The organism is Paenibacillus sp. MDMC362, from assembly GCF_003269305.1.
Classification (GTDB): Bacteria; Bacillota; Bacilli; order Paenibacillales; family Paenibacillaceae; genus Paenibacillus_AQ.
In genome coordinates, this window is sequence record NZ_QLYT01000064.1 from 1 (window position 1) to 19,234 (window position 19,234).

Annotated in this window: 26 protein-coding genes; 2 read left to right on the forward strand and 24 right to left on the reverse strand. The window is 47.5% G+C overall.

The genetic code is table 11. The features are described 5' to 3' along the window. Window positions 1-266: 266 nt before the first annotated feature. Both DP091_RS26525 and DP091_RS26530 read right to left on the reverse strand, forming a co-directional pair. Window positions 267-497, reverse strand: coding sequence for a hypothetical protein (locus DP091_RS26525; protein ID WP_009592811.1), 231 nt, complete (start codon window positions 495-497; stop codon window positions 267-269). Window positions 498-708: 211 nt separating this feature from the next. Further along, entirely contained in the window at window positions 709-1,317 is a 609-nt protein-coding gene (locus DP091_RS26530) for a stage II sporulation protein M (RefSeq protein ID WP_113061138.1), read from the reverse strand. A 94-nt stretch (window positions 1,318-1,411) separates the two neighbouring features. Between DP091_RS26530 and pdaB the strand changes: the two genes are divergently transcribed. After that, window positions 1,412-2,215 carry a polysaccharide deacetylase family sporulation protein PdaB gene (gene pdaB / locus DP091_RS26535; RefSeq protein WP_113061139.1) on the forward strand — a complete coding sequence of 268 codons (804 nt, stop codon included), beginning with the start codon at window positions 1,412-1,414 and terminating at the stop codon, window positions 2,213-2,215. Window positions 2,216-2,272: 57 nt separating this feature from the next. Here pdaB and DP091_RS26540 read toward each other — a convergent pair whose 3' ends face one another. Continuing rightward, window positions 2,273-2,866 (reverse strand): KinB-signaling pathway activation protein, encoded by a 594-nt coding sequence (locus DP091_RS26540; protein WP_113061140.1) that lies wholly within the window; start codon window positions 2,864-2,866, stop codon window positions 2,273-2,275. Window positions 2,867-3,104: 238 nt separating this feature from the next. Between DP091_RS26540 and gerD the strand changes: the two genes are divergently transcribed. Next, window positions 3,105-3,821, forward strand: coding sequence for a spore germination lipoprotein GerD (gerD, locus tag DP091_RS26545; protein WP_113061141.1), 717 nt, complete (start codon window positions 3,105-3,107; stop codon window positions 3,819-3,821). Between the two features lie 83 nt (window positions 3,822-3,904). On the opposite strand, the gene DP091_RS26550 is transcribed toward gerD, so the two are convergent. The 21 genes from DP091_RS26550 to rpmD form a co-directional block, all read right to left on the reverse strand. Continuing rightward, window positions 3,905-4,999 carry an Mrp/NBP35 family ATP-binding protein gene (locus DP091_RS26550; RefSeq protein ID WP_113061142.1) on the reverse strand — a complete coding sequence of 365 codons (1,095 nt, stop codon included), beginning with the start codon at window positions 4,997-4,999 and terminating at the stop codon, window positions 3,905-3,907. A gap of 61 nt (window positions 5,000-5,060) precedes the next feature. After that, window positions 5,061-5,834: an N-acetylmuramoyl-L-alanine amidase CwlD gene (cwlD, locus tag DP091_RS26555; RefSeq protein WP_113061143.1), complete on the reverse strand. Its 774-nt coding sequence runs from the start codon at window positions 5,832-5,834 to the stop codon at window positions 5,061-5,063. 70 nt (window positions 5,835-5,904) lie between these two features. Continuing rightward, a complete protein-coding gene (gene sat / locus DP091_RS26560) occupies window positions 5,905-7,074 on the reverse strand; it encodes a sulfate adenylyltransferase (protein WP_113061144.1) in 1,170 nt (389 codons plus the stop codon). 57 nt (window positions 7,075-7,131) lie between these two features. Then, window positions 7,132-7,824 carry a phosphoadenylyl-sulfate reductase gene (locus DP091_RS26565; protein WP_113061145.1) on the reverse strand — a complete coding sequence of 231 codons (693 nt, stop codon included), beginning with the start codon at window positions 7,822-7,824 and terminating at the stop codon, window positions 7,132-7,134. A 190-nt stretch (window positions 7,825-8,014) separates the two neighbouring features. Then, window positions 8,015-9,664 (reverse strand): MDR family MFS transporter, encoded by a 1,650-nt coding sequence (locus DP091_RS26570; protein ID WP_113061146.1) that lies wholly within the window; start codon window positions 9,662-9,664, stop codon window positions 8,015-8,017. Between the two features lie 9 nt (window positions 9,665-9,673). Beyond that, window positions 9,674-10,126 carry a MarR family winged helix-turn-helix transcriptional regulator gene (locus DP091_RS26575; protein WP_071221008.1) on the reverse strand — a complete coding sequence of 151 codons (453 nt, stop codon included), beginning with the start codon at window positions 10,124-10,126 and terminating at the stop codon, window positions 9,674-9,676. Window positions 10,127-10,445: 319 nt separating this feature from the next. Continuing rightward, on the reverse strand, window positions 10,446-10,838 hold the full coding sequence (gene rpsI, locus DP091_RS26580; protein WP_006212891.1) for a 30S ribosomal protein S9: 393 nt from the start codon (window positions 10,836-10,838) through the stop codon (window positions 10,446-10,448). Between the two features lie 20 nt (window positions 10,839-10,858). After that, window positions 10,859-11,296, reverse strand: coding sequence for a 50S ribosomal protein L13 (gene rplM / locus DP091_RS26585; RefSeq protein ID WP_071221009.1), 438 nt, complete (start codon window positions 11,294-11,296; stop codon window positions 10,859-10,861). A 309-nt stretch (window positions 11,297-11,605) separates the two neighbouring features. Then, window positions 11,606-12,388, reverse strand: coding sequence for a tRNA pseudouridine(38-40) synthase TruA (gene truA / locus DP091_RS26590; RefSeq protein WP_113061147.1), 783 nt, complete (start codon window positions 12,386-12,388; stop codon window positions 11,606-11,608). 313 nt (window positions 12,389-12,701) lie between these two features. Then, window positions 12,702-13,067 carry a 50S ribosomal protein L17 gene (gene rplQ / locus DP091_RS26595; protein WP_071221011.1) on the reverse strand — a complete coding sequence of 122 codons (366 nt, stop codon included), beginning with the start codon at window positions 13,065-13,067 and terminating at the stop codon, window positions 12,702-12,704. Between the two features lie 39 nt (window positions 13,068-13,106). Then, a complete protein-coding gene (locus DP091_RS26600) occupies window positions 13,107-14,051 on the reverse strand; it encodes a DNA-directed RNA polymerase subunit alpha (protein ID WP_113061148.1) in 945 nt (314 codons plus the stop codon). A gap of 134 nt (window positions 14,052-14,185) precedes the next feature. Continuing rightward, on the reverse strand, window positions 14,186-14,581 hold the full coding sequence (gene rpsK, locus DP091_RS26605) for a 30S ribosomal protein S11 (protein WP_009589209.1): 396 nt from the start codon (window positions 14,579-14,581) through the stop codon (window positions 14,186-14,188). A gap of 19 nt (window positions 14,582-14,600) precedes the next feature. Further along, a complete protein-coding gene (gene rpsM / locus DP091_RS26610; protein WP_006212897.1) occupies window positions 14,601-14,969 on the reverse strand; it encodes a 30S ribosomal protein S13 in 369 nt (122 codons plus the stop codon). A 20-nt stretch (window positions 14,970-14,989) separates the two neighbouring features. Beyond that, the gene (gene rpmJ / locus DP091_RS26615) at window positions 14,990-15,103 is read right to left on the reverse strand and encodes a 50S ribosomal protein L36 (RefSeq protein WP_003333770.1); all 114 of its coding nucleotides are present in this window, start codon (window positions 15,101-15,103) and stop codon (window positions 14,990-14,992) included. A 131-nt stretch (window positions 15,104-15,234) separates the two neighbouring features. Beyond that, the gene (gene infA, locus DP091_RS26620) at window positions 15,235-15,450 is read right to left on the reverse strand and encodes a translation initiation factor IF-1 (protein ID WP_006212898.1); all 216 of its coding nucleotides are present in this window, start codon (window positions 15,448-15,450) and stop codon (window positions 15,235-15,237) included. A gap of 2 nt (window positions 15,451-15,452) precedes the next feature. Then, window positions 15,453-15,758: a KOW domain-containing RNA-binding protein gene (locus DP091_RS26625; protein WP_113061149.1), complete on the reverse strand. Its 306-nt coding sequence runs from the start codon at window positions 15,756-15,758 to the stop codon at window positions 15,453-15,455. A gap of 9 nt (window positions 15,759-15,767) precedes the next feature. After that, on the reverse strand, window positions 15,768-16,520 hold the full coding sequence (gene map, locus DP091_RS26630; protein WP_113061150.1) for a type I methionyl aminopeptidase: 753 nt from the start codon (window positions 16,518-16,520) through the stop codon (window positions 15,768-15,770). A gap of 5 nt (window positions 16,521-16,525) precedes the next feature. Then, complete coding sequence (locus tag DP091_RS26635; protein ID WP_071221014.1) at window positions 16,526-17,170, reverse strand: adenylate kinase; 645 nt, start codon at window positions 17,168-17,170, stop codon at window positions 16,526-16,528. An 89-nt stretch (window positions 17,171-17,259) separates the two neighbouring features. After that, complete coding sequence (gene secY, locus DP091_RS26640) at window positions 17,260-18,558, reverse strand: preprotein translocase subunit SecY (RefSeq protein ID WP_113061151.1); 1,299 nt, start codon at window positions 18,556-18,558, stop codon at window positions 17,260-17,262. Continuing rightward, a complete protein-coding gene (gene rplO / locus DP091_RS26645; RefSeq protein ID WP_071221016.1) occupies window positions 18,558-18,998 on the reverse strand; it encodes a 50S ribosomal protein L15 in 441 nt (146 codons plus the stop codon). The genes secY and rplO overlap by 1 nt, the downstream gene beginning before the upstream one ends. A 46-nt stretch (window positions 18,999-19,044) precedes the next feature. Beyond that, window positions 19,045-19,230: a 50S ribosomal protein L30 gene (rpmD, locus tag DP091_RS26650; protein WP_006212904.1), complete on the reverse strand. Its 186-nt coding sequence runs from the start codon at window positions 19,228-19,230 to the stop codon at window positions 19,045-19,047. Window positions 19,231-19,234 lie beyond the last annotated feature (4 nt).

Below are 19,234 nucleotides of genomic sequence, written 5' to 3' on the forward strand. Positions count from 1 at the left end.
ACGTCCCACCGAAGTGGTTCGTTTTACTCACTCGTTGTTCAGTTTTCAAAGATCAATCTCTGTTTCTTGTTTGTCATCCGCATCTCAGCGGCGACTTTTATAATATACCATACTTCCTATCAACTTTGCAAGTACTTTTTTTAAAAAGTTTTTTTGAAGTTGATTATGAAGTTTGATGGCCGCCGGTTGGCGGCATCACCTTCGAAAAGGAAGCGAAAATTAATTTACCATATACTTAGCCGGTTAGTCAACACTTTTTCACAGAATTAATGTTTGATCTGCGGAAACTTCCCGTTACGCGCATATTTGGAGAGTTCCTTCTGCGGGGCAAACCGGGCATACATGCGGAACACCGTTTTGTATCGGTTAGCTATAGCCTGCCTGATGTTTTGGTCCAATCGTTGGTCGCTCAAATCCAGCAGCATCTCGTCCAGTTCTTTTCGCAGTACATAATCAAGCTCTTTGCACTCTTTTTCATTGAATAGCATTCCCAGCATGATAGGACCTCCTTATATAGTTAAGCGAACATGTAACGTCACTTCAATCGGATTAAAGCTGCTCTTGCCTATGTATTGGTGATTAACCGTATTGGCGGGATCTCTAAACCGAATGAATGCTGTCTGCACATTATGATGAACGTCCTGTCCACGCAGCTCTCTCTTTACTCTGCTAAGCTGCTTTATTAGGTATGCACAATTTCAGGGAAATTTATGACATCAGCCACAACGTAATTGTACTTTCAATCATTGCCGCAATGAGCAGCAGCACGACAACCCATAAGGATGCAGTGCCCAGCTTGCGCCAAAATCCGCGCCACTCCGCACCTATCCCGCTTCTGCGCGCGCCTGTCGCCGTTATACTTCTTAACACCAGCCCGCCAAAAGCCAGGCCATATCCGCATGCAATCACAATGACCGGTATTTCAATGATCCCGTGTGGCAAGAGCCCTTTTACAATCAGATCAAACAGGCTCTCTCCGCTCTCCCCCACAACTTTCAGTAAGAAACCTATCACCATGCCATTGATGACCAGGAAGAAGAACGGTATTACCCCAAGCAGCAAGCCTGAGAACAGGACCAGCACGCTCTTAATGCTGTTGTTAAGAAAGATAAAGACAAAGAAGTTCCATTCGGGATGATCGGAGGAACCGAGCTGCTGGCTAATCTCCCCTAATCCTTGAAGCTGACCAAGAAGGAATTGCTCGAACCCCTCTGAACTTGCTCCCGCCACGATTCCGGCGATAAATAAGACCGCTGCCAAGAGCAGTGCCTTCCGGATCGATCTCACATCTCTGAGAAAAATGCTAAAACGTAACATTCGCTACCTCCTAAATTGGTATAACTCGCAAGTACGAGCATATGTTGAAAGTAAACAAGCTATTGCACACTGAAGGGAGAGGGGCGCACGTATTATGAATTCTTTTTATGTATTCAACGGCAGAAAGATTAAGCGGTTTTTCTTCGTCCTTGCCGCGGCGATCTTTGCAATCGGCGTTATTTATGTGGAGAGTGACAACATCTCGGTCTTCTCCGAGAACAACCCGTCAGCGATTTACAGCGTGTCTACGGATAAGAAACAGATCGCGTTAACGTTTGACATCAGCTGGGGCGAAAAGCGCGCAGAGCCTATTTTACAGGCCTTAAAAGACAATGGAGTTCAAAAAGCAACCTTCTTCCTGTCTGCGCCATGGAGCAAAACGCATCCCGATATCGTGAATGCCATTAAGGAAAGCGGATATGAAATCGGGAGCCACGGCTTCAAGCACGATAATTACAGCACGCTCACCGATGAGGAAATACGCAAGCAGATTTCTTCGGCACATACTATTTTAACCGCAATGACCGGACAAGAACCCAAATTAATACGGTTGCCTAACGGGGATTTTGACAAAAGAGTGCTCGGCATAGCCCAGAGCCTTAACTACACGGTGATCCAGTGGGATACCGACTCCAGGGACTGGAAGAATATCGGCGTCGATAAAATTGTGGACCGCGTCGTCTCCAAAGCACATCCGGGAGACATCGTGCTGATGCATGCCAGCGACTCCGTGAAGCAAACACACGAAGCTCTCCCTCTCATCATCAAGGAACTTCGCAATAAGGGCTACGAGTTCGTTACGGTCACCGATCTGCTTCAACAGGGCAGCACCCAAGGCACCGAGGTTCGGGATCACGCTTCATTGCAGAAGAGCATCGAAGATGCAGGCGGACTTTAAACTCTCGATGGGGAACCCTGTAATTGAATAATGCTTAACAAAAAAAGAGCTAAGGTGTTAGCTCTTTTTTTCGTCTTGTGTAACTTTATGAAGCGTCAGAATTTGGTATGCATTACAGATGAGCAATGGTACCACCATAAAGATCGTGGCGTTGCTGACTCCAATTTGCAATACACCGATAATCTCCACAATGGAAATCGCCATCATGAAGAAGAGGGTCGGAATCCATGCATTAGCATTTGTGCTCTTCACTTTGAGATAAGCAACAACAACAGCAATAATCAAAATGGAAACACCTAAAATCAAATCCTGCTGCAGGCTAGTGGATCCGCCGACAAAGGTACGGAAGAACATTAGCTCCAGCAATGCTAAAACAGCCAAGACAATCTGAATGTATTGCCAAGTCTTTCGGCGGAATATGCCTATCCCCATATAATTTAAAGTCAGGTACGCAAAAAAGCCCATCTGGGAGTATACGCTCACCAGAGCCCCAGAGCCCAACAAAATCAGCGGGTATATCAATAAATCGGCCATTCCCGTAAATTCGATCGCGCCATTAAACAACTGCAGGATCAGACCTACAATTAATGCCGCCACTGCCCCGACGAGCAGCGTTTTCAAAAATAATTTAGACCACTTTCGTAAGCTCAACTAACTTCCACCCCCACAGATCATTATTTTACCAACGTTCACAATAAAAAACCATTCTGAATCCGACATATTTCTTCAAATCCATCACATACTATGCGAAGAACCGTAAGAAAAACATCGATCGAGCGTGCTTCACCAGAGGACCTACCGTAAAGCTGAGGATGTTTTGCTTGCGATTATCGAATTTGTTCGGCTTCGCTTATAAATCCAATGATCTTGAAAAAGGAGGACAACGGTAATGAAGTGGCCGTTATTTCGTTTATGTATTATCGTCTTCGTTGCTGCCTTGGTGCTTACCGCTTGTGGTGCAGAACAAAGCTCGTCCCCGCAGCTCGGATATAAAGAAATCAAATCCATGGTGGTCGACATTCTGAAAACCGACGAAGGTAAAAAAGCGGTAGAGGAAGCGCTTGGCGGCGGATCCGGCGGTTCCTCCGGAAGCGGCGGATCAATGGGAATGCGGATGATATCCGCCCAGTCCGGGGATCAAATTCGCATGGCCGTTAAGGATACACTGGTATCAGAGGAATATAAGAAGGAAATTGAGAAGATTATGACCGATCCGCAATTCGCCGGTGATTTTGCCAAAGCCATCAATTCTGAGAGCAAGCAGCTGCATATGCAGCTCATCAAGGACCCAACGTATCAAAAATCGATTCAAGATATGTTAAAATCTCCAGACGTAATGAAATCGTTTCTTGAACTGACCAATACCCCGGATTATCGCAAACAGTCCATGACCGTAATGCAGGAAGCTATGCAGAACCCGCTGTTCCGCATGGAGGTGCTTGAACTGCTTAAAACGGTTGTAAAAGACGAACTTCAGCCTAAAGTGGAGAAGAAAAAAGAAGGCGAAGGACAAGGACAAGAGGAACAAGGCGGTGGCGGCGGTGGTGAAGGTGGCGGTGAAGGCGGCGAAGGAGAAGAAGGCGGCGGTGGTGGCGGCGGCAGTTAAGCAGCACCTCCCCACCTCTCTCATAAACATTAACAGGCTCCCAACTATGGGAGCCTGTTTCAATATTTGCGTATTGACCATGTCTAAATGGATTCCTCAAGCTTGACTGCAATTCTTGCGGCTATTTCATCGTAAATCCCTGCGCTCTCGGTACCTGCCTTATACACCGATGGGGAGAAGTCCGGCTCTGAAGGGTGGTTATCCGGCGCTCCTAACGGAAGCTGCGCGAGCAGCTCGGTATGAAGCGTCTCGGCAAGCTTCCCTCCGCCTCCACGACCAAATACATAATCCTTCTCCCCGCCATGGGAGCAGACATAATAAGACATGTTCTCGACGACGCCTAAGATTTCATGATCGGTCTGCAAGGCCATGGCACCCGCTCTGGCAGCTACAAACGCCGCCGTAGCATGCGGAGTCGTTACGATGATTTCTTTGCTCTGCGGAATCATCTGGTGCACGTCCAGCGCCACGTCACCTGTTCCTGGCGGCAGGTCCAGCAGCATGTAGTCCAAATCCCCCCATGCGACATCCGTGAAAAATTGACGCAGCATTTTGCCAAGCATCGGTCCGCGCCAAATCACCGGACTATTCTCGCGGATGAAGAAGCCCATGGACATCACCTTGACACCAAAACGCTCAACCGGATGGATGACGCCCTCCTCCGTTACGGACGGCCCCTCTTCAATACCCATCATATCCGGTACGCTGAAGCCATAAATATCCGCATCAATCAAACCTACCTTCTTGCCTTGCCGAGCCAAAGCTGCAGCTAAATTCACCGTAACGGTGGATTTACCCACGCCGCCTTTTCCGCTGGCAATCGCAATGAAATGAACGCCGGATTGCTCGCTAAGGAGCATATTCTGCTCCATGCCGGCGGCATGTCCTTTTGTCAGCTTCTCGCGATCGTTATCTTCCTCCCGGGCTGCGCCGCTAACGGCATTGTCCAGAGGGCGCATGCGGATATGTATATCCTCTGCCCCCATAGCTTCAAGAATTTCCCTGATCTGCGCTTCCAGGGAAGCGCGTACATCTTCACTGCTGTATGTCACGGATAATCGGACCGTGCGTTCCTTTACAACAATATCTCGAATACGCTGGAGCTCCATCAGGCTCTTCCCGGTTTCGGGATCGCGTAAAGGCTGGAGTATCTCCTGCACCGTTTCTCTAGTCAGCATATAAGCACCTCTGCTCTATGTAATGGAATAGACAATGTTTCGATTCCTGTCCATTATACCATTACTCTGCAGCTTGTGACGACTCGCTGGCCGACTCTCCGGAGGCATAACGCAAAATGCCATTATATACAGAAGCTGCGACCTTTCTCTGGTATTTCTCATCACGCAGCAATTCGGATTCCTCTGGATGGGACAAGAAACCGACCTCTACCAATGCAGAAGGCATGCGCAGGGCTTGAAGCAAAAATACCTTATCATCCGTTTTGGCCAAACGCTGCGTATTCTCCAGGTTATGCCGGATTTCAGCCTGAATCCATTCGGCAAGTTTTTTGCTTTCTTCGTTATTTGGAGGGAAAAAGGTCTGCGCCCCTCTCCACCGATTGGACGGAATGCTGTTCAGATGCATGCTGATAAACAGATCCGCCTTACTCTCTTCGATCATCCGCACGCGTTGCTTGAGGTCCTCCGTTTTACGCTTGGAATACCCCTTTGTGCTCTCTGCAGCCAGATCATAGTCTCCTTCTCTTGTCATAATGACGAGTGCGCCTGCCTGCTGCAAATAATCACGCAAATACAAGGTAATGGCCAGGTTTATATCCTTCTCGATGACACCTTGTCTGCTTACCGCGCCGCCATCTGGGCCGCCATGTCCTGCATCAAGGGCAATGACTTTGCCGGCAAGCGGCAAACTCCAAGTATTCGACGTTTTGGCAGAGGGGATTTCGTATGTTACAACGACAATGAGCAGTGCCAGCAGCGCAGCTCCAATCAGGGTTTGCTTGACTCTCTTTAGCGATATCCATACCGTAACCTTGTCTGATCTCCGCCTGGACATAACAAAACCACCTCGTCCCATGAGTTGTTCTACTCCATCATATGGGACAAGGTGGTTATTTATGCCTTTGTTAGACCGTAATCTGCTCTTTCATGCCTTCGATCAGCACTTGCGCGACTTCCGGGCGCGTAAATTCCGGTGGCGGGCACTGTCCTTCGCGAAGCAAGCCTCGAACCTTCGTTCCCGACAAAGTCAGATGATCCTCCTTAGGATGAGGGCATGTTTTGCTTGAAGCCATGTTTCCGCATGTGGTGCAGAAGAAGCTGTGCTCAAAGAACAGTGGGGTAATACCCAACTCTTCTGCAGTGAAATTCTTGAAAATTTCCTGAGCCTCATACGTGCCGTAATAGTCACCGACTCCTGCGTGATCCCGGCCAACGATAAAATGGGTACAGCCATAGTTTTTACGGACCATTGCATGGAAAATAGCTTCTCTAGGCCCCGCATAACGCATGGCAGCCGGAAATACGCCCAGGAAGGTGCGATCCGCTGGATAGTAGTTCTCCAGCAAGGTCAGATAGCTCTTCATTCGCACATTGGCAGGAACGTCATCCGATTTGGTCTCTCCTACAAGCGGATTGAGGAATAGTGCGTCTACGATTTCCATGGCACTCTTCTGAATGTATTCATGTGCACGATGAACCGGATTACGTGTCTGAAAGCCTACAACTGTATTCCAGCCCTTCGCTTTGAACTGTTCCCGGGTCTCTGCCGGATCAAAATAAAACTCGCCAAACCGTTCCGGCTGCGGACGATTCAGCACTTGGATCGGCCCGCCTACATAGATTGAAGGACGTTCGAAAAGTTTCTTCACGCCGGGATGCTCCGGATCATCCGTCTTAAATACTTGAACAGCCTCAGCTTGCTGATCCACCTGATAGACGCTCTCTACATCGATAACGCCGTAGACGACCCCATCCTCTTCGCCTACAAGGGCCGCCTTCTCGCCGACGGCAAGTTTAGCCGCTGTATGCTCATCAACAGCCAGGGTAACCGGTATGCTCCAGATCGTACCGTCCGCTAAACGCATAGAGGAAACCACAGACTTGTAATCCTGTTCGTTCAAAAATCCTTGCAGTGGCGAAAATGCCCCGACCCCGATCAAATCCAGATCCGAGATGCTCCAAGCGTTTACGGGGATCTTATGAAGAGTGTCGACCTGTTTCAATAAATCTTCACGCTCTGCTCCTTGGGCTACCCGCTGTACCAGCGTTCCGCCATGAGGGAGTATGGCTGTCATGAATAATTCCTCCTTCTTATGCTGTAACTGTACGATCCTAAGTCGATCATGATTCGTTTATTTATGAAGTCCGCATTCCGTCTTCTCATGACCTGACCAGCGTCCAGCACGTGGGTCTTCTCCTGGCATGACCTGTCGTGTGCAATATTCGCAACCAATGCTCGGATAATTCTGATCATGCAGCGGGTTGTAGATGATCTCGTTAGTTCGAATGTAGTTCCACACATCCTCGCTAGTCCAGGCCGCAATCGGATTGAACTTCACCAAACCGAACTTGGTATCATATTCAATCTTCTTCGAATTCGCCCGCGTAGGGGCTTGATCTCTACGTATTCCTGTAATCCAAGCCTCATATTGAGACAGAATCCGGGTCAATGGCTCTACCTTTCGGATGTTACAGCACTCATTCGGGCTGACGCTCCATAATGCTTCACCATGCTGTGCCGCTTGCTCTTCCGGCGTAATGAGCGGAGAAACCCGCACGAATTCGAGGCCATAACGTTCGGCCATACGATCCCGCGTTTCGTACGTTTCCTTGAAGTGGAAATCGGTATCCAGATAAAAAATATCCGTCGACGGGCTAATCTTTTGAATCATGTCCACCAATACCACATCTTCTGCTCCAAAGCTGCAGGCAAACGTTATATTGGGAAATGTCTTGATCGCATATGCGATGACTTCCTCAGCCGATGCATGCTCAAGCTCTTCTGCTTGCACTCGGATCAAATCCTCTTTCTCCAGCAAATTCATGATTGGATGCCTCCCCCGATATTAATCCCGATAATCCTACTGAAATAATATGAATTAAATACAGTATAAAACATTCCTAATAAATGTCAACCATCAAATCGTTACCAAGATAAACGAAAAAACCCTTCCTGCATAAGCAGAAAGGGTCTTCTTTCTCTTCGATTTCCAAACATTTTGACAAATACCAATCTTAGTCTGTTGTTGCCACCGTTACCTCTTTAGCTCTAGTACCTGCACCAGCACTCTTCCCCTCCGAGTCCTCGGATTTGGGAGCAGATGCCTGATTCGTCGTTCGCAGCGGAATCTCCTTTAAGAAGAATACGAGCAGCAGCGCGACTACAAGAACTAACGTACCTGTGAGGAACACCATGGACAATGTATTTCCAAGTGCTTCGCGGATACTGTCGATCATTTGCGCGAACAAAGGCTGTACATCGGCAGGAAGACTTGCCTGCGTTTGTTCGATCAGCGGTTTATTCATCAGTGTCTGCGGATTAGCGAAGGACAACATCTGCTGTGCTAGCTGCGGATCCACCGAGCTAAAATCAGGTGCATTAGCCGACTGAAGTCCTTCCTTCAAATTCTTCGTCAGATTGTTCGACATAACCGTTCCCATAACCGCGATCCCGATTGTACCGCCGAGATTACGGAACAACTGGGATGAAGCCGTTGCTACACCGAGCTCATTGTGGGGTACGGCATTCTGCGTAGCCAGTGAGAATACCGGCATACCCAAACCAAGACCGATACCGAAAATAATGGTACTAACCACAGTAAGCCAAATGTTGTCCATGAACACCATAATGCCCATACCGACCATCATAATTGGAACTCCAAGAAGTGCGTACCGTTTGTACTTACCACTTTTAGCAATGAGTTGACCTGCTATAGCACTCGTACCCATCATGAAAATCGACATGGGGATGGTTACATAACCCGCATAGGTTGGTGAGATGCCAAGCACACCTTGAACATAGAAGGAAATATAAATCATGGCACCCATCAGACCAAAGTTCATAAAAAATCCAATCAGATTAGAAACGGTAACGACACTATTTTTGAACAAACTAAGTGGCAATACCGGTTCCATCGCTTTCATCTCTACCAAGATAAAGATAAGAGCTGATACGACTGAAGCTGCGATGAGACCAATAATCTGAGGCGATCCCCAAGCATATTCCGTACCTGCCCAAGAAAAGGCCAGGAGTAAAGGAACGATAGACGTTGTAAGGAATAAGGAACCCAAATAGTCAATGGACTGGCCAGTCTTGCGTTCAACCTTCGGAAACAGCGTCCAAATCATGATGAAGGCTACTACACCCAGCGGCAGGAAAATCCAGAATAACCAACGCCATTCGATGTTATCGACCAGGTATCCGCCAAGCGTAGGACCAAGGACACTGGAAAAACCGAATACCGCGGTCATCAGCCCCATCCATTTGCCACGTTCACGCGGTGGAAATAAGTCCCCGACCGACATAAATGCGGTTGATTGGATTATACCGGCACCTATACCTTGAATACCACGATAAATAATGAATTGATACACGTCTGTTGATGTACCCGTCAGGAAAGCCCCTAACATGAAAAATAATATACCTATCAAAATAAACGGCTTACGTCCGAACATGTCGGACAGCTTACCCACCAATATCGTTGCGATCGTTGATGTTAACAAATAAATATTGATGGTCCATGTATAATAATCCATGCCATCAAGAATGGCGATAATCCGCGGCATTGCGGTGCTCGTTATCGTCTGGTTAATGGCTGCGAAGAACATCGCAGCCATGATCGCAATCATAATTGAAACTTTACGTTTAAGCGTTAAATGCTCCATGCTCCACCTCTACCCGTTGTTGTGATTGTCTTTATCTATGTTTGACAGCATCAAGGAGAAGATTCTTCTCAAATGCTGAATGTCTTCCTCAGAGAGGAAGTTAAAAAAGCCTTGAATCATTTCCTTCTGATCCTTCTTCACTTTCCTAATTACATCCAGACCCGGTTCCAAAAGTGTGATGTTGACAACTCTCCGGTCATCCTCTGCACGCTCTTTCTGCAAGTATCCTTCCGCAACCAATTTATCCGTTAGGCCGGTTATAGCCGGAGGTGTTAAAGACAAAGCTTCGGCAAGCTCCGATACCTTCAGTGGCCCTCGCAGCTTTAATACATACAGCACCTGAAATTGTGGAAAGCTTAAGTTGTACTTCCCGGCGCTCGACTTGTTCCATTCCTGATGAATGTTCTTCAGTAGTGCCCGGAACATCGACGACACCTTAAAAATCTCTTCATTGCGATCCAACCATATCCCCCCTTACCTGCTCCGAAAAATACTTATTTAATTAATGATTTAATATTAATTATTTAAGCACTTAATTAATTCGCAATTAATAATATATCTCTATTTACATATGAAGTCAAGTGGGTAACGATGTAAGATCATCCATATGTCCATCCATCTATTCGCACGTTGTGCACATCATGTGAACAACCGGTTCTAGAACTGCCAGTATAATCGGAGTGTGTTGTCAATCCTGTGAATATCTTTGTGGACAACCGCTTTTTCTAAACATAAAAAAGCCCTTGACCATAATGGCCAAGGGCTTGGTAAGAAACAAATATTAACGTTTGGAGAACTGAGGAGCGCGACGAGCTGCTTTAAGACCGTATTTCTTACGCTCTTTCATACGAGGGTCGCGAGTCAGGAATCCAGCTCTTTTCAGAGAAGGACGGAATTCTGGATCTGCTTTCAGAAGAGCACGGGAGATACCGTGACGGATTGCTCCAGCTTGACCGGAGATACCGCCACCGTGAGCGATGACAAGAACGTCATATTTGCCCAGTGTTTCTGTCAGATTCAAAGGTTGTTTAACGATCAGCTTGAGTGTTTCCAAACCGAAATATTCATTAATATCACGTTTATTGATGACAATGCGTCCTTCACCCGGTACGAGGCGTACACGTGCTACCGAGTGTTTACGACGACCTGTCCCATAGTATTGTACTTGTGCCATGAAACTGTCCTCCTTTTTAATTAACCGCGAAGTTCGTAAGCTTCTGGTTTTTGTGCTTCATGTGGATGCGCTGTGCCTGCATATGCTTTCAGTCTCAGCTTCATTTTCTCGCCCATGCGAGTTTTAGGAAGCATGCCGTGAACCGCGCTTTCGATTACACGCTCTGGGTATTTCGCAATCAGGTCTTGAGCTGTAGTTACTTTCAATCCACCTGGATGCAGGGAGTGACGATAGTATTTTTTGTTCTCCATCTTTTTGCCAGTGAGGTGGATTTTCTCGGCGTTGATAACAACCACGAAATCCCCTGTGTCAACATGTGGAGTGAATTGAGGCTTATGTTTGCCGCGGATCAGAGCCGCAACTTCACTTGCCAAACGGCCAAGCGTCTTGCCTTCGGCATCAACGATGTACCATTTGCGCTCAACTTCATTTGGCTTCGCCATATAGGTGGTACGCATGTATAGTTCCTCCTTGTATTCGTCCGAAAATCATCATTAATTTTCATTATTTATCTTCATTCATGTTTAAAGCATTGTCATGGTGTTGCAGCCTTGCATTCGGCATTTTCTTAACCGGGGCTGTGGGAGAGCCGTTAAGAAAACACAACTTATATAATACAGGATTACGCCCACTTCCGCAAGTGTTTTTTGGTTTTCCACCTTACACCATGCGTGTTATTCAAACAAGTCGCCCATCGCATCCAGAAGCGATTTCTTCTTCTTTATGTGATCGCCATATCCGTGCTCTGATACCGACCGGCATTGAGGTTAATCCTTACCGGCGATATCATACTCCACTTCCCATAACATCAGGCCCTTGCCCATGGCTGTCGGACCGGCTGCTGCCCGGTTTTTGGCTTCCAGTATGACCAACATATCATCCGGATGGCGCTTGCCTTCCCCTACCTCAATCAACGTCCCCATAATGATCCGAACCATATGCTGCAGAAACCCGTTCCCGGATACGTACGTATGAATGACTCCTTGATCTCTCGTGCCTGGACGGCACATAGACGTATCCTTCTCGATCCAGGCATCAAAAATTGTACGAACGTGAGACGGCTTCGTTGACTTCCGTGACGCAAACGTTGTATAGTCATGCGTTCCGATCAGATGAGAAAGTCCCTGCTCCATGGCTGCGATATCCAGTCTCCCATGATGATGGATCTGGTACCGCCGATTGAATAGATCCGGATATTGGTTTGCATTGATGGTAAATCGATAGGTTTTGCGTTTCGCTGCGTGGCGGGAATGGAATTCCATCGGTACCTCCATCGCATCCGAAACCACGATATCTTCCGGCAGCCAGGTGTTTAATGCCATACACCAACGCTCAACGGGAATTGGAGAAGCTGTGTAGAAATTGAATACTTGGGCACGAGCATGCACCCCAGCATCTGTCCGGCCAGAAGCCGTAATCTTGAGCTGTTCACCAGACAAGCGGCGGATCGCTTCCTCCAAATAGTCCTGAATCGTGTGGCCACCGGGCTGGGTCTGAAAGCCGTTATAATCGGTACCGTCGTAACTGACCTTCATCAGAAGATTACGCATTGCTGACCTCCTGAGTATAGCGGAAGTTTTCTTTCGCTTATAGAATGTCATCAGCTTCGCTGATAACTTATACATTCTACATCCATCAAAAAAAGAGCCCCATAGGAGCTCCTTTTCATCATGTTAAGCCGAACCCTTCGAGTCAGCCACATGACTAGAAGGTCCCCGTTATTGTTGCCCATGGAGTAGTCGAGACGAGTCGAACCAGATGATCGACTATATCTCGCACCACTTCCCGTTCATGGCTCCAAGAATAAACATCTACAGAGCCGGGCATACATAACTACAGTCACTTCAATGGAACAAAGCTATATTACGCGCGATCTACCAGTTCCAAGTAAACCATTGGAGCTGCGTCACCACGACGAGGTCCCAGTTTCAGGATACGAGTGTATCCGCCTGGACGCTCGGAGTAACGAGGAGCGATTTCGGAGAACAATTTTTGGATTGCATCTTGTTCACCGTCTACTGTTTCACGACGCACGAATGCAGCTACTTGACGACGAGCGTGAAGATCACCTTTTTTTGCTTTTGTGATCAACTTCTCAGCGATCGAACGAACTTCTTTCGCTTTGGCTTCAGTCGTTTGAATGCGCTCATATAAGAAAAGGTCGGTTACCAGGTCACGGAACAACGCTTTACGCGCACTGGAATCGCGGCCCAACTTTTGGTATGCCATGTGTTTTTCCCTCCTTTGCTAAGCTAAGCCGAATCTATGCTATTCTTCCGTACGAAGTCCCAGGCCCAACTCTTCAAGCTTCTCTTGAACTTCCTCCAAGGATTTGCGTCCGAGGTTCCGGACTTTCATCATATCCTCTTCGGTTTTCGTGGTCAGCTCTTGTACCGTATTAATGCCGGCACGTTTCAAGCAGTTGTAGGAACGAACGGAAAGATCCAGCTCTTCGATCGTCATTTCAAGCACTTTTTCTTTCTTGTCTTCTTCTTTCTCAACCATGATCTCTGCATCCTTCGCTTCGTCGGTCAGACCCACGAAGAGGAACAGATGCTCAGTCAGGATTTTCGCGCCGAGACTAACCGCTTCTTCCGGGCGGATGCTGCCATCCGTCCAAATTTCAAGCGTCAGTTTATCGTAGTTGGTTACTTGACCAACACGCGTATTTTCCACACCGTAGTTAACACGGCTAATCGGAGTATAGATCGAATCGACGGGAATGACGCCGATAGGCTGGTCATCGCGTTTGTTCCGATCCGCCTGGACATAGCCACGACCGCGACTGGCAAAAATACGCATATGAAGTCTTGCACCAGGGCCGAGCGTTGCAATATGAAGATCTGGATTCAGAATCTCCACATCACTATCCGCACGGATGTCACCAGCAGTAACAACCCCTTCACCCTCCGCATCAATCTCGAACACTTTCTCTTCATCGGAATGAATTTTCAGAGATAAAGCTTTCAGGTTCAGGATGACCTCGGTCACGTCTTCCATGACACCCGGAATCGTGGAAAATTCATGCAGTACGCCATCGATTTGAACCGATGTGACTGCAGCTCCCGGTAGCGAGGATAACAAGATGCGGCGAAGCGAGTTCCCCAGCGTCGTGCCATACCCTCTCTCCAGAGGCTCAACTACGAATTTCCCATAGGTTCCATCTTCATTGACATCAACGGTCTCAATTTTCGGCTTTTCGATTTCAATCACGCAAGTACCCCTCCTTCAAACGTCGCTCCTATATGAAACTGTCATCTTATCCAGTAATCCATGTAGTAGTATGCCTAAACAACCATTATTAGCAGATTGCAACGGATTTATACCACATTAACAGGATGACTTCATTATACGCGACGACGTTTTGGTGGGCGGCATCCGTTATGTGGAATTGGTGTAACGTCTTTGATCAGGTTGACTTCGAGACCTGCTGCTTGCAGAGAACGAATTGCTGCTTCACGACCAGCACCAGGACCTTTAACCATTACTTCCACCGCTTTCATACCGTGTTCCATAGCCGCTTTGGCAGCTGTTTCAGCAGCCATTTGCGCAGCGAACGGGGTCGACTTACGGGAACCTTTAAATCCAAGGCCGCCGGAGCTTGCCCAAGAAATCGCGTTTCCGTGAGGATCCGTAATCGTTACGATTGTATTGTTGAATGTGGAGCGAATATGAGCCACGCCACTTTCAATATTTTTGCGGTCACGACGTTTAGTACGTACGACTTTTTTTGGTTTAGCCATTGTCTATTATCCCCCTTTCTTATTTCTTCTTGTTCGCTACGGTACGACGAGGACCTTTACGTGTACGAGCATTCGTTTTAGTACGTTGACCACGAACAGGCAATCCACGACGGTGACGAATACCGCGGTAGCAGCCGATCTCCGTGAGACGTTTAATATTTAAGGAAATTTCACGACGCAGGTCACCTTCTACCTTAACCATACCATCGATCGTTTCGCGCAATTTGCTGACTTCATCTTCTGTCAAATCACGGACACGAGTGTCTGCATTGATTCCAGTTTCTTTCAGTACTTTCTGGGAAGTCGTTTTACCGATTCCGAAAATGTAAGTCAAGGCGATCTCAACGCGTTTGTCACGTGGCAAATCCACACCAGCTATACGAGCCATTTTACGCTACACCCCCTTCTTTAACCTTGTTTTTGTTTGTGTTTCGGATTTTCACAGATAACCATTACGTTCCCTTTGCGGCGAATGACTTTGCATTTTTCGCAAATAGGCTTTACAGAAGGTCTTACCTTCATGCTAATTACCTCCTCCAAGTTTTACGTTGTAAAACCAGCTTCGAAACTAAAGTAGTTTGTTACCGCTGCTGAGTTTTACGTCAGTAAAACCGCTTCGCAGCTTTCCTTGATTCCCCAGGGGAACCTTGAATCTATTTACGGTACGTGATACGACCTTTGGTTAAATCATACGGCGAGAGTTGAACAACCACTTTGTCTCCTGTAAGGATACGGATAAAGTGCATCCGCAGCTTTCCGGAAACATGAGCGAGAATTTGATGACCATTCTCCAGCTCGACTTTAAAGGTAGCATTCGGCAACGGCTCAATGACCGTTCCTTCGACTTCAATGACATCTTCTTTAGCCACAGTTAGTCTCCTTTCTGATCTGCCTTGGATTTATCGGATACAAACCGGTCCAGTGCGAAACGCAGTTTACCGTTTGTAACCCGACCGCTTTCTTGCAAACTGTTTACCACTTCACTGCTAATGTAGGATTGAGGTTCAAGATGAAGAACATTCTTCTTCTTGGCCCCGTCAAACTTGCGTTTGTCCCCATCCGCGATCCACACGAACCTGCTGTCCTCAATCGAAACGATAACGGCATACTGTCCGGCATCTCTGCCTTTTAGTATCTTAACAATCTGCCCGGGCTGAAGCGTGACTTCATTATTCATGTTATCACCCTATTCCGGCAGCTTCGTCAAAATTTCCATGCCATCCGGCGTGACTGCTACCGTATGCTCGAAGTGAGCACATAGTGAGCCGTCTACCGTTACAACCGTCCAGTTGTCTTCCAGCGTCTTGACGTTCCGCTTACCCGCATTGACCATCGGCTCAATTGCGAGCACCATGCCCGGTTTGAGTCTTGGTCCACGGTCAGGGATGCCATAGTTCGGAATTTGCGGATCCTCGTGCAGATCGGTACCCACACCATGACCAACGTATTCCCGGACGACAGAGAAACCTGCATCCTCGATACGACGCTGTATGGCATGAGAGATTGTAAACAAGCGGACATCGGGTTTGATTAGCGCAAGTCCAGCATAGAGCGATCCTTCCGTTACGTCCAGCAGACGCTGGGCCTCTTCGGAAATCTCTCCTACAGCGTAGGTCCATGCCGAGTCACCATGGTAACCCTGATACTGTGCACCGATATCAAACGTAACGATATCGCCCTCGATTAATTTGCGTTTGCCTGGAAATCCATGCACCAATTCTTCGTTGACTGATGCGCAAATGCTGGAAGGAAATCCGTTGTAGCCTTTAAAAGATGGCACAGCGCCTTGGCTTCGAATGAACTTGTCGGCCATAAGGTCAAGTTCCCCGGTCGTAATGCCCGGTTCTACATGAGCGGCAAGGAGTTTGTGGCATTCCGCCACGATCCTTCCTGCTTCTCTCATCAAGCTCAGTTCCGTTTCGGATTTACAAATGATCATTATACTTAACCTCTCAGTATAGACGCAATTTGTGTTGAAACCGCGTCGATTTCCTGATCACCATCGATTTGACGCAAAAGACCTTTGTTCTCATAAAACGTGAGGAGTGGTGCTGTTTTGTTGATATATTCGTCTAAACGAATGCCTACGCTCTCTTCGTTATCATCGGAGCGCTGGTACAATTCGCCGCCGCATTTATCACAAATGCCTTCCTGTTTAGGAGGATTAAAGATCACATGATAAGTCGAACCACAGTTTTTGCAAATCCGGCGGCCGGTAAGGCGAGCCAGAAGCTTTTCCCGATCAACTTTCAGGTTGATGACGTGATCGAGACCAGTATTCAAGCGGGCGAGAATCTCATCCAGCGCTTCCGCTTGCGAAAGGGTTCTTGGAAAACCGTCCAATAAAAAACCTTTTTCGCAATCGGACTGCTGCAGACGCTCTTCCACAATACCAATCGTTACGTCATCCGGTACCAGCAGACCCTGATCCATGAATTCCTTCGCTTTAATCCCGATGGGAGTTCCTTGTTTGATCGCGAGACGAAATGCATCGCCCGTTGAAATATGAGGAATACCGAATTCATTCACGATGTTCTCTGCTTGCGTCCCTTTTCCTGCCCCAGGAGGACCCATGAATAAGATGTTCACCTTACGTCACTCCCTCCCCTTGATTGACTAGCAAGAACAACACAATAGGCGCCGGGAAGCGATACAGATCACTCGCCGGAACCTATCGCCTATTTATTGATAAAACCTTTGTAATGACGTTTGATCAGTTGGCTTTCGATCTGCTTCATCGTATCCAGTGCAACACCGACTACGATCAAGAGGGACGTACCACCAATCTGAACCGTACGCGGAAGACCTGCAAGTGATCCAAAGAACACCGGAAGTACGGAGATCACGGCCAGGAACAGAGCTCCTGTCATGGTCAGACGGGTCATAACCCGGGTCAGATACTTCTCGGTAGCTTTACCAGGACGAATGCCCGGAACATAGCCGCCGTTCTTCTTCATATTATCAGCCATTTGGTTCGGATTCATCTGCACGAAAGTGTAGAAGAACGTGAAACCAATGATCATGAGTACATACAGTACCATTCCAAGCGGGCTGTCATAAGCCAGATTCGCCGTAACCCATTTCGCCCAATTCTGGTGTCCCCAGAAGCTAGCGAGGATAACCGGGAACTGCAGCAATGACATCGCAAAGATTACCGGAATAACGCCTGCACCGTTAATCTTCAGCGGAATGTGTGTGTTCTGTCCGCCGTACATTTTGTTTCCTACAACACGCTTCGCGTATTGAACCGGAATTTTACGGATACCTTGCTGAATGAATACAACACCGGTAATGATCAGAACCAAAATCAGTAGGATGATGACACCCTTCAGAATGTTCATGAACACTTGACCATCCTGAATGAAGTTCGATTCGATCGTTGTCCGAATGTGCATCGGAATACCAGCAGCGATACCAGCAAAGATAATGATCGAAATACCGTTACCGATTCCGCGTTCCGTGATCTGTTCGCCGAGCCACATCAAGAATGATGTACCTGCGGTAAGCACGATCGCAATAACAACAAAGTCGATAAAGGTTGCTCCAGGAACCATTTCGGCGCCGTACATACGGTTAAAACCGATGGACATTGCGAATGCCTGAATCAAACCCAATATTACCGTACCATAACGAGTAATTTGAGCCAACTGTTTCTTCCCGTGTTCCCCTTGTTTGTTCCATTCCGCAAACTTTGGAATGACGTCCATCGACAACAACTGTACGATAATGGACGCAGTAATATATGGAAATATCGAAAGGGCGAAGATCGAAAACTGCGATAGTGCGCCCCCCGAGAACGTGTTAAGAAGACCGAACAACTCATTGCCTGCCTGATTCGTCTGGGTAAAAACATCTTTGTTAACACCGGGAACCGGAACAAAGGATCCAATACGGAAGATGATCAGAACGAATAAGGTGAACAAAATACGCTTGCGAAGGTCATCCACACGCCATATATTTTTCAGGGTCTTAAACATTAGATCACCTCGGTTTTACCGCCGGCAGCCTCGATCTTCTCTACCGCAGATTGAGAAAACTTAGTAGCTTTTACAGTCAAAGAAACGGTAACTTCACCGTTGCCAAGAATTTTGATTCCGCTCTTTGTATTGTTAACAATACCGCTCTCAACCAAAACTTCTGGAGTCACTTCAGTACCTGCTGCAAAGCTGTTAAGTTCTTCGATGTTCACAATCGCGTACTCTTTCCGAGTTGGGTTTACGAAACCGCGCTTCGGAAGACGACGATACAATGGGTTCTGTCCACCTTCGAAGCCTGGACGAACACCACCGCCGGAACGAGAGTTTTGTCCTTTGTGACCGCGACCCGACGTTTTACCCGTGCCGCTACTAGTACCGCGTCCAACGCGCTTGCGCTCTTTGCGGGATCCAGGTGCTGGGCTCAGCTCATGTAACTTCATCGTTCGTTGCACCTCCTTAATATGTCCGGGAATAAACTGCCCGGGATTAACCTTCGATTTCTTTAACAGAAACCAGGTGATTTACTTTCTTGATCATTCCGCGAATTGCAGCATTGTCGCTTTGAACGACGGAATGGTTGATTTTGCGAAGTCCGAGTGTTTTCACGGTTGCACGCTGATCCTCTGGACGACCAATCACGCTGCGTACGAGGGTGATTTCAAGTTTAGCCATGAGA

Coding starts and splice junctions, on each gene's coding strand:
- rplO (WP_071221016.1), bottom strand. CDS start 18,998: ATGAAGTTACATGAGCTGAGCCCAGCACCTGGATCCCGCAAAGAGCGC.
- secY (WP_113061151.1), bottom strand. CDS start 18,558: ATGTTTAAGACCCTGAAAAATATATGGCGTGTGGATGACCTTCGCAAG.
- cwlD (WP_113061143.1), bottom strand. CDS start 5,834: ATGTCCAGGCGGAGATCAGACAAGGTTACGGTATGGATATCGCTAAAG.
- DP091_RS26625 (WP_113061149.1), bottom strand. CDS start 15,758: ATGAATAATGAAGTCACGCTTCAGCCCGGGCAGATTGTTAAGATACTA.
- DP091_RS26530 (WP_113061138.1), bottom strand. CDS start 1,317: ATGTTACGTTTTAGCATTTTTCTCAGAGATGTGAGATCGATCCGGAAG.
- rpsI (WP_006212891.1), bottom strand. CDS start 10,838: ATGGCACAAGTACAATACTATGGGACAGGTCGTCGTAAACACTCGGTA.
- DP091_RS26565 (WP_113061145.1), bottom strand. CDS start 7,824: ATGAATTTGCTGGAGAAAGAGGATTTGATCCGAGTGCAAGCAGAAGAG.
- rpsK (WP_009589209.1), bottom strand. CDS start 14,581: ATGGCTAAACCAAAAAAAGTCGTACGTACTAAACGTCGTGACCGCAAA.
- DP091_RS26525 (WP_009592811.1), bottom strand. CDS start 497: ATGCTGGGAATGCTATTCAATGAAAAAGAGTGCAAAGAGCTTGATTAT.
- truA (WP_113061147.1), bottom strand. CDS start 12,388: ATGCGTAATCTTCTGATGAAGGTCAGTTACGACGGTACCGATTATAAC.
- DP091_RS26570 (WP_113061146.1), bottom strand. CDS start 9,664: ATGGAGCATTTAACGCTTAAACGTAAAGTTTCAATTATGATTGCGATC.
- rplQ (WP_071221011.1), bottom strand. CDS start 13,067: ATGGCATACCAAAAGTTGGGCCGCGATTCCAGTGCGCGTAAAGCGTTG.
- map (WP_113061150.1), bottom strand. CDS start 16,520: ATGATCATTTGTAAATCCGAAACGGAACTGAGCTTGATGAGAGAAGCA.
- rpmJ (WP_003333770.1), bottom strand. CDS start 15,103: ATGAAGGTAAGACCTTCTGTAAAGCCTATTTGCGAAAAATGCAAAGTC.
- rplM (WP_071221009.1), bottom strand. CDS start 11,296: ATGCGTACCACCTATATGGCGAAGCCAAATGAAGTTGAGCGCAAATGG.
- rpsM (WP_006212897.1), bottom strand. CDS start 14,969: ATGGCTCGTATAGCTGGTGTGGATTTGCCACGTGACAAACGCGTTGAG.
- gerD (WP_113061141.1), top strand. CDS start 3,105: ATGAAGTGGCCGTTATTTCGTTTATGTATTATCGTCTTCGTTGCTGCC.
- DP091_RS26550 (WP_113061142.1), bottom strand. CDS start 4,999: ATGCTGACTAGAGAAACGGTGCAGGAGATACTCCAGCCTTTACGCGAT.
- sat (WP_113061144.1), bottom strand. CDS start 7,074: ATGACAGCCATACTCCCTCATGGCGGAACGCTGGTACAGCGGGTAGCC.
- rpmD (WP_006212904.1), bottom strand. CDS start 19,230: ATGGCTAAACTTGAAATCACCCTCGTACGCAGCGTGATTGGTCGTCCA.
- pdaB (WP_113061139.1), top strand. CDS start 1,412: ATGAATTCTTTTTATGTATTCAACGGCAGAAAGATTAAGCGGTTTTTC.